The organism is Winogradskyella sp. Asnod2-B02-A, from assembly GCF_045063645.1.
In the GTDB taxonomy this organism is placed as follows: Bacteria; Bacteroidota; Bacteroidia; order Flavobacteriales; family Flavobacteriaceae; genus Winogradskyella.
This window is the reverse complement of sequence record NZ_JBEFOG010000026.1, coordinates 192,532-206,297: the sequence shown is the minus strand read 5'-3', so window position 1 is coordinate 206,297 and position 13,766 is coordinate 192,532. Positions and strand designations below refer to the sequence as shown.

12 protein-coding genes are annotated in these 13,766 nt (G+C 32.1%); 4 read left to right on the top strand and 8 right to left on the bottom strand.

What is annotated here, in order from left to right; genetic code table 11:
- The 5 genes from ACJJVO_RS04460 to aroC form a co-directional block, all read right to left on the bottom strand.
- Window positions 1-336 carry a hypothetical protein gene (locus ACJJVO_RS04460; RefSeq protein ID WP_405570954.1) on the bottom strand — a complete coding sequence of 112 codons (336 nt, stop codon included), beginning with the start codon at window positions 334-336 and terminating at the stop codon, window positions 1-3.
- A gap of 96 nt (window positions 337-432) precedes the next feature.
- Complete coding sequence (locus ACJJVO_RS04455) at window positions 433-1,245, bottom strand: sulfurtransferase (protein WP_405570952.1); 813 nt, start codon at window positions 1,243-1,245, stop codon at window positions 433-435.
- Between the two features lie 10 nt (window positions 1,246-1,255).
- Window positions 1,256-2,701, bottom strand: a complete 1,446-nt coding sequence (locus ACJJVO_RS04450) for a dicarboxylate/amino acid:cation symporter (protein WP_405570950.1) — start codon at window positions 2,699-2,701, stop codon at window positions 1,256-1,258.
- A 69-nt stretch (window positions 2,702-2,770) separates the two neighbouring features.
- The gene (locus tag ACJJVO_RS04445; RefSeq protein WP_405570948.1) at window positions 2,771-3,385 is read right to left on the bottom strand and encodes a hypothetical protein; all 615 of its coding nucleotides are present in this window, start codon (window positions 3,383-3,385) and stop codon (window positions 2,771-2,773) included.
- Window positions 3,386-3,393: 8 nt separating this feature from the next.
- Complete coding sequence (aroC, locus tag ACJJVO_RS04440; protein ID WP_405570945.1) at window positions 3,394-4,461, bottom strand: chorismate synthase; 1,068 nt, start codon at window positions 4,459-4,461, stop codon at window positions 3,394-3,396.
- 206 nt (window positions 4,462-4,667) lie between these two features.
- Between aroC and ACJJVO_RS04435 the strand changes: the two genes are divergently transcribed.
- Window positions 4,668-5,534 carry a UDP-2,3-diacylglucosamine diphosphatase gene (locus tag ACJJVO_RS04435; protein ID WP_405570942.1) on the top strand — a complete coding sequence of 289 codons (867 nt, stop codon included), beginning with the start codon at window positions 4,668-4,670 and terminating at the stop codon, window positions 5,532-5,534.
- Here the strand turns inward: ACJJVO_RS04435 and ACJJVO_RS04430 are convergent.
- Window positions 5,526-8,453, bottom strand: a complete 2,928-nt coding sequence (locus ACJJVO_RS04430) for an FAD-binding and (Fe-S)-binding domain-containing protein (protein WP_405570940.1) — start codon at window positions 8,451-8,453, stop codon at window positions 5,526-5,528. The genes ACJJVO_RS04435 and ACJJVO_RS04430 overlap by 9 nt on opposite strands.
- Window positions 8,454-8,593: 140 nt before the next feature.
- Between ACJJVO_RS04430 and ACJJVO_RS04425 the strand changes: the two genes are divergently transcribed.
- Window positions 8,594-9,079 (top strand): hypothetical protein, encoded by a 486-nt coding sequence (locus ACJJVO_RS04425; RefSeq protein WP_405570938.1) that lies wholly within the window; start codon window positions 8,594-8,596, stop codon window positions 9,077-9,079.
- Window positions 9,080-9,145: 66 nt separating this feature from the next.
- A complete protein-coding gene (locus tag ACJJVO_RS04420; RefSeq protein ID WP_405570936.1) occupies window positions 9,146-10,867 on the top strand; it encodes an FAD/NAD(P)-binding protein in 1,722 nt (573 codons plus the stop codon).
- Here ACJJVO_RS04420 and ACJJVO_RS04415 read toward each other — a convergent pair.
- Both ACJJVO_RS04415 and ACJJVO_RS04410 read right to left on the bottom strand, forming a co-directional pair.
- Window positions 10,860-11,633 carry a TIGR03915 family putative DNA repair protein gene (locus tag ACJJVO_RS04415; RefSeq protein WP_405570935.1) on the bottom strand — a complete coding sequence of 258 codons (774 nt, stop codon included), beginning with the start codon at window positions 11,631-11,633 and terminating at the stop codon, window positions 10,860-10,862. The genes ACJJVO_RS04420 and ACJJVO_RS04415 overlap by 8 nt on opposite strands.
- Window positions 11,634-12,896, bottom strand: a complete 1,263-nt coding sequence (locus tag ACJJVO_RS04410; RefSeq protein WP_405570933.1) for a putative DNA modification/repair radical SAM protein — start codon at window positions 12,894-12,896, stop codon at window positions 11,634-11,636. It abuts the gene before it with no gap.
- Between the two features lie 186 nt (window positions 12,897-13,082).
- On the opposite strand from ACJJVO_RS04410, the gene ACJJVO_RS04405 reads away from it, so the two are divergent.
- A complete protein-coding gene (locus tag ACJJVO_RS04405) occupies window positions 13,083-13,697 on the top strand; it encodes a hypothetical protein (RefSeq protein ID WP_405570930.1) in 615 nt (204 codons plus the stop codon).
- Window positions 13,698-13,766 lie beyond the last annotated feature (69 nt).

Sequence of the window (13,766 nt, the reverse complement as noted above, 5' to 3'; positions counted from 1 at the left end):
TTATGCTATCTTAAACAAACGATTAAGACATTTTAGCATGTTTTGCTCTGTAATATCAAAATCATCATCTACAAAGAATAACGCTTTAATATCTTCCATAAGCAAGTCAACATCTTCTTTAGTGTATAGATGTTGCTCTAGGCTAATCATAATTTTTTTAAGACCTTGATAATCATTATCAGCATCAAATTCTTCATGAATTTCCTGAAATGTTTGCTTATCTACTTTAGAAATGATTAACTCACGTTCTTTTGCTGATTCTTTAAAATCTGCATTTGCTGCGAAAAGTAAAATGTAAGCGACAAGTTCGTCTTTTGTCCAATCTATTGTTTTCATGAGTGGTAATATATAGTTTTGTTTTATTGTTACAAGCTACTTACAATTAATTGTTCTTATAGTGAATTAATGCATTAAACTTGCTCGTTTTATTATTCATTCAGTTAAGCTTCCATATTCTGTCCATGAGCCATCATAGACTATTAATTTCTCATAATTACACAGTGTGGCAGCTAAAGCTAAAATACAAGCCGTAATACCAGAACCACAACTAAAAACTAAAGTTCTATTTCCTACTTCCAATTTACTAAACATTATTGAAAGCTCTGCTATTGGTTTAAAAATATTTCCTTTAAACAAATCTGTATAAGGTAAGTTTTCTGAATTAGGAATAGTACCGCGTCTTAAACCTTCTCTAGGTTCATCTACTAAACATTTAAATCTCGCCTCTGAGCGTGCGTCTAATATTAAAGCATTTCGGTTTGCAGAAAGTAAATTCACACCTTCAAAATTCGTCATTAATTTTGAATTATAATGAACCTCAATGTTACCTTTAGTATAAGTTTCGTTTTTATATTTTTCAATAGGAAAGCTATGTCGTTTCCATTCTGGCAATCCACCATCTAAAACGGCTACATTTTTAAATCCAAACACTCTAAATAACCACCAAACTCTAGCGCTTGAATAAACTCCCTTATCATCATAAACCACAATACAAGAATCATTGTTTATTCCTAGGATTTGAGCTTCAATCTCAAATTGTTCTTTTGAAGGTAATGTGCTTGGAAAAGGTGCAGAAACATCACTAAACTTTTTCTTAATATCGAAAAATATAGCGTTTAATATGTTTTCAGATGTTGAATCTATTACTTTATTAATTGTAGCATCTAAAACTATTAAATTTGATGCCTCACGATTTGCAATTAACCAATCTACTGAAACTAACGGTTTGATGTTTGTAATGGTCATAATATTATAATTATGAATCTAGATCAAATGTTTCTGTCGGGTTTTCATGGTCTTGATACTCTAACATATTTTCACCATCTGCAATAATGGAACATACTGTAGCATCACCTGTAACATTCACAACAGTTCTAAACATATCTAAAATTCTATCTACTGGAAATATAATAGCAATCCAAGCCGGATTTAACCCTACAGAACTCAAAACAATAATTAACATTACTAAACCTGCGCTTGGTACAGCTGCCGAACCAATAGAAGCTAACGTTGCTGTTAATACTACCGTTATTTGCTGACCTAAAGTTAAATCTATCATATGCATTTGAGCCAAAAATATAACCGCTATTGCTTGATACATACTTGTACCATCCATATTAACTGTTGCGCCAATTGGAAGTACAAAACTGCTGATTTTTTTATCTACGCCTAAGTTTTCTTCTACACATTCCATAGTAACAGGTAATGTTGCTGCACTACTCGATGTTGAAAATGCCAAGGTCTGCGCAGGACTCATCGCTTTAAAAAAGCCTTTGTAAGGTATTTGCTTTACAAATAGTTTTAAAATCATTGGGTAAATTACAAATATCATTAACAATAAACCTAACAGAACGGTAAGCGAGTACCAACTTAAACCTTTAAAGATTTCTACTACTTTACCAATATCATCACCTGCCATTTTACTCACCACACCAGCCAATAACGCAAATACAAAGAATGGTGCACCTTGCATTACAATATCTACCATTTTAAGAAATACTTCGTTAATACCATTCACTAAATTTAAAACAGGTTGCGCTGAATTTGAAGGCACAAATAACAAACACACACCAAAGAAAATAGCAAAAAATATAATTTGAAGCATTAAACCATTATTGGAAAGCGAATGGAAAAAGTTACTAGGTACAATATCTACTAAAGGCTGCAATGGTGTTGTTTCTTTTCGGTTTTTTACCGTTTCCATTTTATCTGCAACAGCAGCTTGCTTTAGCTCACTTTTAGATAATTCTGAAATTTCCTGAGCACGTTCAAAAAACTCTGGGTCCTGAAGGTAATTAATGCCATCCTTTATTTTATGTCCTTCACTATCTGCCCAAATTTCATAACTGATACGATTATCTATACGGCTTTGTTCATCTATAAGTTCTCCTGGCTTAATAATATTAACTAACAGTAAGCCTAAGGAAATTGCCATAATTGTAGTAAGCAGATAAATCCCTAAGGTTTTACCTCCCATTCTTCCCAGGCTTTTGGGATCACCAATATTTGCAACACCACTAATTATAGAAAATAGAACTAGCGGAACAGCAATGAGCTTTAATAAATTTATAAAAATGGTACCAAACGGATCAATCCAGTCAATTGTAAATTGACTCCAACCCATAGAACTTGATACTAAAGCCCAAATGATACCGAGAACCATTCCTATTATAATCTTCCAGTGTAATGCTAGTTTTTTCATTTATGCTGAATTTATTTCAGTAATCTTTTCCCCTGAAAACGGGAATTTTTTATTTATTAAACTTAATTTTTATAACTTAAAAGTATCTAAAATATACTGAAAATCTATATTTTCATTATTTATGACTATAATTCCGAATGATTTCAAATTATGACTTACAAGGTAATTTGTCAAATATGTTTTAGTACTTTCATCTTGATGATATGTTTGAGAAAATTTCACCTTCACTACTTCAGCTAATCCGTAGTTTAAAAATTTACCTTCAAGTCTTTTATACTCTATACCTTTTAATTCAGCGTCAGCAAATATATTACCATCAACCATTTCTATGTAGAGTTCTAATGCTTCTTTTGACATTTTTATGTAATCTGCCCGGTGAAAAATTATAACATTAGTTATATCATCATTATCAACAAAAATTTCAGCATTAGATCCAAATTTTCTAAATCGATCCATACTCTTCAACTCGTATTCAGTAAATTCATTACTATAGATTGAATTTTCTAATATATCACTGAAATAGTTAGAACTTATTTTATCATAATTATTAGGAATTTTTATTTTAAGATTAAGCAAATCAATACGTTGCAATTTTGCATTTAAACTTTCAGTGGACTCAGAATTCTTCTTAGAGTTACAATTCAAAAAACCAACAAATACAAAAAACAAAAATATCCTTCTCAAATTAATTACTATTTATTAGTCTCCTGTCTCCTTAACAACATATAGTCAGCAATTACCAAAGCAGCCATAGCCTCAACAATTGGCACAGCTCTTGGCACCACACAAGGATCGTGTCTACCTTTTCCTTGCATTTCTACAATTTCACCAGCACTATTTAACGCATCTTGTTTCTGAATCACTGTGGCTACTGGCTTAAATGCTACTCTAAAATAAATATCCATTCCGTTAGAAATACCTCCTTGTATGCCGCCAGATAAATTAGATTTTGTGCTACCATCCGTATTAAACAAATCGTTGTGCTCACTGCCTTTCATTTTTGCTCCGCAAAACCCACTACCATATTCAAAACCTTTTACAGCATTTATCGATAACATGGCTTTACCTAATTCGGCATGCAATTTATCAAACACAGGTTCTCCTAGTCCAACAGGTACATTTTTTATCACACAAGTTATGGTACCACCAATAGTATCACCTTGCTTTTTTATTTCTTCAACTTTGGCAATCATTTTTTGGGCTGTAGCTTCATCAGGACAGCGAATAATATTAGATTCTGTTTTACTAAAATCTAAATCTTGATAAGGTTTATCTATAAAAATATCACCTACTGAAGATGTAAAAGCATTAATTTCAATTGAAGCGAGCATTTGTTTTGCAATAGCACCTGCAACAACTCTAGATGCTGTTTCACGAGCAGAGCTACGTCCTCCTCCTCTATAATCTCTTACACCATACTTTTTCTCATAAGTGTAATCTGCATGACTAGGACGATAAACATCTTTAATATGTGAGTAGTCTTTTGATTTCTGATTGGTATTATGAATTACAAAACCAATTGGTGTGCCTGTAGTTACACCTTCAAAAATACCAGAATAAAATTCTACAGAATCTGGTTCTTTCCTTTGAGTGACGATTTTTGATTGACCAGGTTTTCTACGATCTAATTCTTTTTGAATAGCGTCAAAATCAAGTTCTAATCCAGAAGGACAGCCATCTATAATTCCGCCAATGGCGACACCGTGTGATTCTCCGTAAGTAGTAAGTTTGAATAATTTTCCAAAAGAATTTCCTGCCATTACAATTTATTTTACGCTAATGTAATTGTTATATTATAAAAACCGAAATGACATGCATAATTTCCTAAATTCTAAAATTCATTAAATCCTTTCATTTCATAACATTTAGTTCATCTTTTAATAACAATTTACTCATAGTTAGTTAATTATATGATAACCCAATTTCTAAATAATTGAAAGTTCTTTGTAATACTAATTTTAATATCGTGAAAATAAAACGAAAGGTTGAAATTGCTGTTATATCTGATGTGCATCTTGGTACATATGGTTGCCATGCAAAACAACTATTAACGTATTTGAATAGTATTGAGCCTAAAAAACTAATTTTAAATGGTGACATTGTAGATATTTGGCAATTTAAAAAACGATACTTTCCTAAGTCCCATCTTTCTGTGATAAAAAAGATAATGGACTTTGCTGCCAATGGCACTGAAGTTATTTACATCACTGGTAACCATGATGAAATGCTACGTAAATTTACAGATACTGAAATTGGTAATATTTCTATAGTTAATAAATTAGTTTTAGAGTTAGACGGAAAACGTGCATGGTTTTTCCATGGTGATGTTTTTGATATTTCTATACAAAATGCAAAATGGCTCGCTAAACTTGGCGGTTATGGCTATGATTTTCTTATTCTTATCAATCAAGTGATGAATTGGTGTTCTGATAAATTAGGGAAAGAACGCTATTCCTTATCTCAAAAGATAAAAAATAGCGTAAAAGGTGCCGTAAAATATATCAACGATTTCGAAAAAGTAGCGACAGATTTAGCCATAGAAAACGGATATGATTATGTGATTTGTGGCCATATTCATCAACCAAAAATGATACAAGTAGGCAATAAACGCGGCAAAACAACGTATTTAAACTCTGGTGATTGGGTGGAAAACTTCACTGCGTTAGAATACCAATTTAAACGTTGGAAAATCTACAACTACAACAAAGATAAATTATCTGCTTTTTATGCTGATGAAGATATAAAAGACATGAATATGAAAGATTTAATTGCTGCAATCACCATAGTTGAGCAACCTAAATCTAAAAAGAAGAAAAAAGCTAAACTAAAGTAAAGCTTCTTTTAAAATTGAAATAGGATGTTTTGCCACTCTCCCTGTTCCATCTTTTATCTGGTGTCTACAACTTGTTCCATTTGCAGAAATACAAGTCTCTTCTGAAGCTTTTCTTACCGCAGGAAATAATGTTTGTTCTCCTATTTGCATACTAACCTCGTAATGTTCTTTTTCATAACCAAAACTTCCTGCCATTCCGCAGCAACCACTTGGTATGATAGTAACTTTATAATTTTCAGGTAAGTTCAATACATCAAAACTCGACTTTTGATTTGCTAATGCCTTTTGGTGACAATGACCATGAAATTTAATGGTCTTTTCTTCTTTGGTGAATTGTTCTGATGTTATGTTTCCTAATGCAATTTCTTGTTGAATAAAGTCCTCAATTAAAAAGGTGTTTTTTGCAATAGATTTTGCTGATTCTTTATCATCAGCAAGCTTAATATATTCGTCTTTAAAAGTTAAAATTGCTGAAGGTTCAATACCAATTAATGGTGTGGTTTCTGATATTATATTTTTGAATTTAGAAACGTTTTTATTCGTCATTTTTTTAGCCTCAGCAACTAGTCCTTTTGAAAGCATTGCTCTACCGGATTCTGCATGAGAAATGATAGACACTTTGTAATTTAACTTTGTTAAAAGTAGTATAACATCAATACCAATTTCTGTATCTAAATGATTTGTGAATTCGTCATTAAACAAAAATACTCTCTTAATAATATTTTCTTCAACTTTATATATTTGAGCATTTTGAAAGCACTTATCTAAACTTCTACTAGATATTAACGGAATGCTACGTTCTTTAGCAATGCCTCCAATAGATTTTATAATTGAGCTTGTAAATCCATTAGAAAACATAAAATTTGTAAGCCTTGGCACTCTACTCGCAAAGCCATTAATTTTATTGTTATAAGCAAATAATTTTGTTCTAAAAGGCACACCATTTGCCTTCTGATATTGATATTGAAATTCGGCTTTTAAAGCTGCCACATTTACACTACTTGGACATTCGCTTGCACATGCTTTACAACTTAAACATAAATCGAAAACTTGTTTTAATTCTTCATGGTTAAACTTGTTTGCTTTTTCAGAATGCGTTAAAAATTCTCGCAACGCATTTGCTCTTGCTCTAGTGGTATCTTTTTCATTTCTCGTGGCTCTAAAACTCGGGCACATTGTGCCTCCAAACTCAGGTAATTTTCTACAATCACCAGAACCATTGCATTTTTCTGCTTCACGTAAAATGCCTTCCGAACTTGAGAAATCTAATAATGTTTCAATTTTAGGTTCTTTTCTATCTGCTTCATATCTAAGATTCTTATCCATAGGGTAAGCATCAACTATTTTATGAGGATTAAAGATATTTTCAGAATCAAAAGCCGATTTAATTCGTTTTAAAATTTGATAATTTGCCTCTCCAATCATTAACGGAATAAACTCTGCCCTTACAATTCCATCACCATGCTCACCAGACATAGAACCTTTATACTTCTTTACTAATTTTGCAACATCAGTCGTTATCTTTCTAAATAAAACAACATCTTCAGCTTGCTTTAAGTCTAAGATTGGCCGTAAATGCAACTCACCTGCTCCAGCATGCGCGTAATACACTGCATTTTGATGGTATGAAGCCATCAACGCTGTGAATTCCGATATATAACTCTCTAAATCTTCAATCGCTACTGCTGTATCTTCAATACAAGCCACAGCTTTTTTGTCTCCAATAATATTTCCTAATAATCCTAAACCAGCCTTACGTAATTCTACAGCTTTATTGATATCATCACCTTTTAAAACCGGATTAGCATAACTGAGATTCAAGCTTTTTACCGTTTCTAATAAGGAATCAATTTGTGTTTGAAGTTCCGTGTCTGAAGCAGCTTTAAGCTCACACATTAAAATTGCAGCCGGATTCCCTTCTATAAACACTCTATTTTCTTGTTGCGTTTTATTGTGTTTTGTTAAATTTAGAATGGTATCATCCATCATTTCACACGTATGCAAATTGTGCTGCATCACTTGAGAAACGGATTTCAAACAAGTTTCTATACTTTCAAAATGAAGCGCAACCATAGCACTTTCACTTGGTGGCAAATCATCTAATTGTAATGTAATTTCGGTTGTAAACGCAAGCGTACCTTCACTTCCTGATAACAATTGACACATGTTAAAATCTGAATCTGAATTAGAAAATACAGATGATTTTATTAACTCATCAATGGCATAACCCGTATTTCTTCTATGGATACTTGGCTTTGGGAAATTATCAATTATATGTTGCTGAACATTTTCTGGCTCTAATTCTTTAAATATGGTTTTATAAATATCACCTTCAAGCGTCGTTAATTTTGTTTTTTGTTGAAATTCTTCTGGAGTTAAATTTGAAAATTCCACTTCACTGCCATCGCTTAAAATAGTTTTAAGATTTAAAACCTTTTCACGAGTAACTCCATATTGAATTGATGTGGTTCCAGAAGAATTATTACCAACCATACCACCAATCATACAACGAGTAGACGTTGATGTATTTGGTCCAAAAAATAAGCCGAACGGTTTTAGGTAATTATTCAATTCATCTCTCACCACTCCTGGTTGAACGGTGACTGTTTTTTCCGCTTCATTAATATCTAAAATCCGTGTAAAATGTTTTGAGACATCAACTACAATACCTTCACCTACACATTGTCCTGCCAAAGACGTTCCTGCCGTTCTTGGTATTAAAGACGTTTTATTTGCTTTAGCAAAAGCTATCAAAAGCTTAATATCAGCTTTGTTTTTAGGCAAAGCAACAGCCAATGGTAATTTTCTGTAAACAGATGCATCTGTAGCGTATAATTTGCGCATTAAATCATCAAAATGCAACTCTCCTTCTAATTTAGATTTTAGCTCTTCAAGTGTCTTAAGATTTACGTTTTGCATAAGCGTTAATAATCGATTGAATCGAGTTATAATTATATCTTAAAATTATGGCTAATCATTCAATTTACTCATAATTTTGACGTTAAAAGAAAAAGCAATTTTAAGATTGCTAAAACTAAGAATTTAAACTCAAAATTAATATGAAGAAATTATTTTTATTAGGTATATCACTATTTGCATTTACAACCGTCACTATGGCTCAAGACATTTCTAAAAATGCCATTGGCTTAAGACTTGGAGACAGCGATGGATTTGGCACAGAGATTTCTTACCAACGCGCTTTAGGTGATAATAATCGATTGGAAGCTGATCTCGGTTGGCGAAGTGGAAACAACTATAATGGCTTTAAATTAGTAGGTCTGTACCAATGGGTTTGGCAATTAGAAGGTGATTTTAATTGGTATGCAGGTGCAGGTGGTGGATTTGGCTCATATGGTCATGACTATTACAATGATGAAAAAAATTACAATGAAACATTTGTATTAATAGCAGGAGACGTTGGTATAGAATATAGTTTCGATTTCCCTTTATTATTATCTTTAGACTTTAGACCTGAACTAGGATTTGGAAATATTAATAATGATCTTGATTTAGATATTGCTCTAGGTGTGAGATATCAATTCTAAATTTTTTAACATTATATATCTAAAACCACTTTTAACGAGGTGGTTTTTTTATTAATTTTAATATATATGAAACAACTTGCAATCATAGGCATGGGACCAAGAGGTCTATACGCTTTAGAGAACCTTCTTATTGAGCTTAGTAAAGCTAATAAACACATTGGCATACATGTTTTTGATGCTACAAATGGTCCTGGTAGTGGAAATGTTTGGAATAAATCTCAACCTGAGTCTAATTGGATTAATATTACGGAGCGTGCATTAATTGACATTGAAACACGACCTAAAATCAATTATAGCAATCAGACTATTGATGCGTTTCCGTCGTACCACGATTGGTGCCAATTTTCTCAAAACAGTAATGAACCTGATACTTTTCCGGAACGAAATAAACTTGGAAATTATCTTAATGCACGTTACAATTCATTAGAAATTATCTTAGAGCAATTAGAGACTTTCAAGTATATTAAAGCGGAAGTAAAACATATTGATTTAGTTAATGAAAAACTAGAGGTCTCAACCAATAATAATTCTTGGTTATACGATGACTTACTCCTAACTATAGGACATCAATCCACAAAACCGTCTGACCAACTAGAGCAATGGAGAACACATGTTAAGCATCATAAATCATTGGCACTTTTTGAAGATGCGTATCCAATTACACAACTTAAGACTATAAAAAACAGAACTAATATAAATATAGGCTTAAGAGGTTTTGGTTTGGCTATGATTGACGTAATGCGTTACCTCACCATTAATGATTTTGGAAATTTTAAAGTGATAAATAAAGACACTTTTGAAACCATATATTATAAAAGTAAAGTACAAGACTTAAAACTAATTCCGTTCTCATTAGACGGCTTACCATTAGTTCCAAAACCTTTGAATGAAAGTATCGATAAATGGTACCAACCGACTGAAAAAGAATTAGATCTTTTTAAATCTGAAATTGAAGCCGTTTCTCAGCATAGAACTGAAACAGACTCCATTGATTTTTTAACACATCCTATAGCAAAAATTACATCACGTGTGTTTTTAGACTTAAAAGAGAAAAGCCTAGCACATACCTTAAGTTCATCAGAATTAGAGGTCATAGTTCTAAATTGGTTAAATGATGACAATTATAGCCATCCATTAATTCAAGATAGTAGTATTTCAACATATAAATTAATTCAGAATTATATTGAGATGGCTTTAGGCACTATTCCTATTTCTCTCGATTATTGTATCGGTCAAGTTTGGCGTCATTGTCAGCCAACTTTATACAAAACTTTTTCTCATACTAAGGTGAACAATGATATTATAGAAAAAGTAATTGCCTTAGATGAGCGAAGTAAACGCTATTCTTATGGACCACCAATTGAAAGTATGCAGCAAGTTTTAGCGTTAGTTGATGCTAATATTTTAACCCTAGGTTTTGTCAATGATCCTAATATAAATTTAATAGCTGAAGGCTGGATTTTAACGAATTCTAAAAATAAATCCGTTAGCTGTTCTGTGATGATTAATAGTGTTTTAGATGCCCCAAAATTACTTGAAGTCAATACACCTTTAATTAAAAATTTACTTCAAAATGATTTGATACAACCTATCCATTCAAAATTAGGCATTGAAACAACTGCTGATGGTTATGTTATTACACCAAAAAATAAAGGAGATGTACCTATTGCTGTTTTAGGTCGTTTGGCCAAAGGCAGTGTGATTGGTGTAGATGCTATATTAGAATGTTTTGGGCCACGTATTGAAGATTGGGCAAAAGCTTACGTTAAGCAACTAAAGTCTAATTAGGCTGCTTCTCACTTAAATATTTCCAATAGCGTTTTGGAATATGCCTAATATGTAATTTCATGTTTTTTCTTGATTCAATATTGGTCGCTTTAAAGTAATCTTGCCATAGTTTTTGAAATTCGAATTCTTGAGTGGCAAAAAAGGCATCGTCAGTTTTAGTAAAGTTAAAATTCTCAGGAAAATCCATATTTATAAGTTCTACTTTTTCTAAATCATAGAATAATCCATAGCCACGCTTTATATCATAAATCACCCATTTTTGGTCAGCGTAGCGTCTTTTAAAGTGTTTTTCAATTAAAGGCAAAACATTAAAATCGGGTTCTATATTTGAGAAATAAATATCATCTTTAGTTAAGCGAAAGCGCACAAAAGCTTCCATACGATGCTTTTCTCTACCTACAGATTTTGCAATTTGCGCAATTTTTAAAATAGAAGGATGTGAATAATCTTTATCCACTTTCTTATGTTGTGAAAACGCATACTGTATATAATCTAAAAGCAAGTCCTCTACTCCTACCTCTTCACTTAAAAAAGCATAATAGAGTTGGTAACTCCCATTTGATGATAATTTCGATTTAATACCATTCCATACACGATTGGCTTTAACTTCTTCTGTAGAAATTGATTCATTCTCTGAAAACAAACCTTGTTGTACGGTAAATTCATTTTGAATGGTTACCGTTTTTAATTTAAATTCAAACACATAAAAAACGGCTGATAAAAAGCCGTCAAACGTTCCGTCGTATATAAGATTTTTTGCTTGCATCTATCCAAATAAACTCAATTGATTGCTCAACATTTTTTGATATTTACTGGTTGAATTCTGAAGAATTAAGCCTTTAATTTTTTCTGAAGTTAAATCTCGTTTTTCAAACTGATTGCTATCACATACCATAAAATATTGTGCTCTATTTAAAGCAACTCCTATTTTTTTAAGATGTTCCCAATTCAATTTTCTGAAGCGTCTGGCATTTATAATTTTAAACACTGATTTCATTCCTAAACCTGGAATTCGGGCTAGCATACGCTGGTCAGCGGTATTCACATCAACAGGAAATTCATGAAGATTTCGTAATGCCCAACTCAATTTTGGGTCCACATCTAAATCTAAATTTTGATGTTGTTCGTTTAAAATTTCACTCACATCAAAGCCATAAAAACGCATTAGCCAATCGGTTTGGTACAATCTATTTTCACGCAACATTGGCACAGCACTGCCTATTTGTGGCAAACGGTTATCATAACTTATAGGCACGTAACCCGAATAATACACACGCTTTAAATTATAGTTTTTATAAAAATGATTTGAGGTCTGCATAATCTGAAAATCATTCTCACCACTAGCACCAATAATCATTTGTGTGCTTTGACCAGCTGGTGCAAACTTTGGTGTGCTTTTTATGAGTTTCTTTTCGGCATTATATTGAATGATTTCATTTTTCACCTTAACCATCGGTTTTATAAAATCTTCACGCTTTTTATCTGGTGCTAATTTTTTGAGTCCTGCTTCGGTAGGAATTTCAATATTTACGCTCAATCGGTCTGCGTATAATCCGGCTTCTCGCATTAATTCATCTGAAGCTCCAGGAATAGATTTTAAATGAATATAACCGTTGAAATTTTCTTCTTGTCGCAATTTCTTTGCCACAGCCACCAAACGTTCCATGGTATAATCTGCACTTTTAAAAATGCCAGAACTTAGAAATAAACCTTCAATATAATTTCTGCGGTAAAAATTAATGGTTAAATCTACCACTTCTTGAACCTTAAATGCAGCACGTTTTACATCATTACTTTTTCGGGTGACGCAATACGCACAATCGAAAATACAATGGTTTGTTAATAGAATTTTTAATAAAGATACACAGCGACCATCTTCGGTATAAGAATGACAAATTCCCATGCCTGTGGCATCTCCTAAACCTTTATTGGTATTGGCGCGTTTACTTCCACTAGACGAGCATGACACATCATACTTAGCAGCATCTGCGAGTATTTTTAATTTTTCTTGGGTACGTTGAAAAGACAATTATTTTTCCTCCTCTTTCTTTAAATTATTTTGAAATACAAAATTACTACATTTAACAGCGTATAGTTGCTACATATTGTAGTATTTTAAAAATAATTGAATTAAACTATCCATCCATTCAAATGAGTTAAGATTTACAGCATAACCTTTAAGCTAAAATTATAGTAAAACTTACATTGAATTATTATGAAAAAATTCATGATTTTAATAGTAATACTAAGTACACAATATATGAGTGCACAGCACAAAATACCTGAAGACATAAGAACCAATGTAGAAACGGCTTTAGCCTATTATCCGCAATTAGAAGAAATTAATATAGAATTTAGATTTAAAAAGAATATTAAAAAATCGACGATGCAAGCGCGACCCACATTTGGAAGCTTTTTTAAGTCTAAAAAGAATAGAAATTACGTTATTCTTATTAGTGAGAAATTTAAAATTGCAGATAAGGAATTCTTAACGAGACACATACCTGATGATATTTTTATTGGTTGGATTGGTCACGAATTAGGTCATATAATGGATTACCAAGATAGAACAAAAGGGAATCTTATTTGGTTTGGACTAAAGTATTTGTTTTCTGAAAATTCTATTATTGAGGCAGAACGCTGTGCAGATAGTTTTGCTGTAGCGCAAGGTATGGAAGACTATATATTAAAAACGAAAGACTTTATATTAAACCACGCTGATATTACACCATCTTATAAAGAGAGAATTGTAAAATATTACTTATCGCCTGAAGAAATTATGGAATTAGTAGCACATAGAGATGCAGCACAAACATTGATTAAAGATTGATAACTCCTAACATTTTAAAGTTGTAAAAACAAAAAAGCTATTATTTTCATAATAACTTTTTTAATGTTT

Excerpts from the sequence above, each read along its gene's own strand:
- ACJJVO_RS04460 (WP_405570954.1), bottom strand. The coding sequence starts at position 336 with ATGAAAACAATAGATTGGACAAAAGACGAACTTGTCGCTTACATTTTA.
- ACJJVO_RS04455 (WP_405570952.1), bottom strand. The coding sequence starts at position 1,245 with ATGACCATTACAAACATCAAACCGTTAGTTTCAGTAGATTGGTTAATT.
- ACJJVO_RS04450 (WP_405570950.1), bottom strand. The coding sequence starts at position 2,701 with ATGAAAAAACTAGCATTACACTGGAAGATTATAATAGGAATGGTTCTC.
- aroC (WP_405570945.1), bottom strand. The coding sequence starts at position 4,461 with ATGGCAGGAAATTCTTTTGGAAAATTATTCAAACTTACTACTTACGGA.
- ACJJVO_RS04430 (WP_405570940.1), bottom strand. The coding sequence starts at position 8,453 with ATGCAAAACGTAAATCTTAAGACACTTGAAGAGCTAAAATCTAAATTA.
- ACJJVO_RS04425 (WP_405570938.1), top strand. The coding sequence starts at position 8,594 with ATGAAGAAATTATTTTTATTAGGTATATCACTATTTGCATTTACAACC.
- ACJJVO_RS04420 (WP_405570936.1), top strand. The coding sequence starts at position 9,146 with ATGAAACAACTTGCAATCATAGGCATGGGACCAAGAGGTCTATACGCT.
- ACJJVO_RS04415 (WP_405570935.1), bottom strand. The coding sequence starts at position 11,633 with ATGCAAGCAAAAAATCTTATATACGACGGAACGTTTGACGGCTTTTTA.
- ACJJVO_RS04405 (WP_405570930.1), top strand. The coding sequence starts at position 13,083 with ATGAAAAAATTCATGATTTTAATAGTAATACTAAGTACACAATATATG.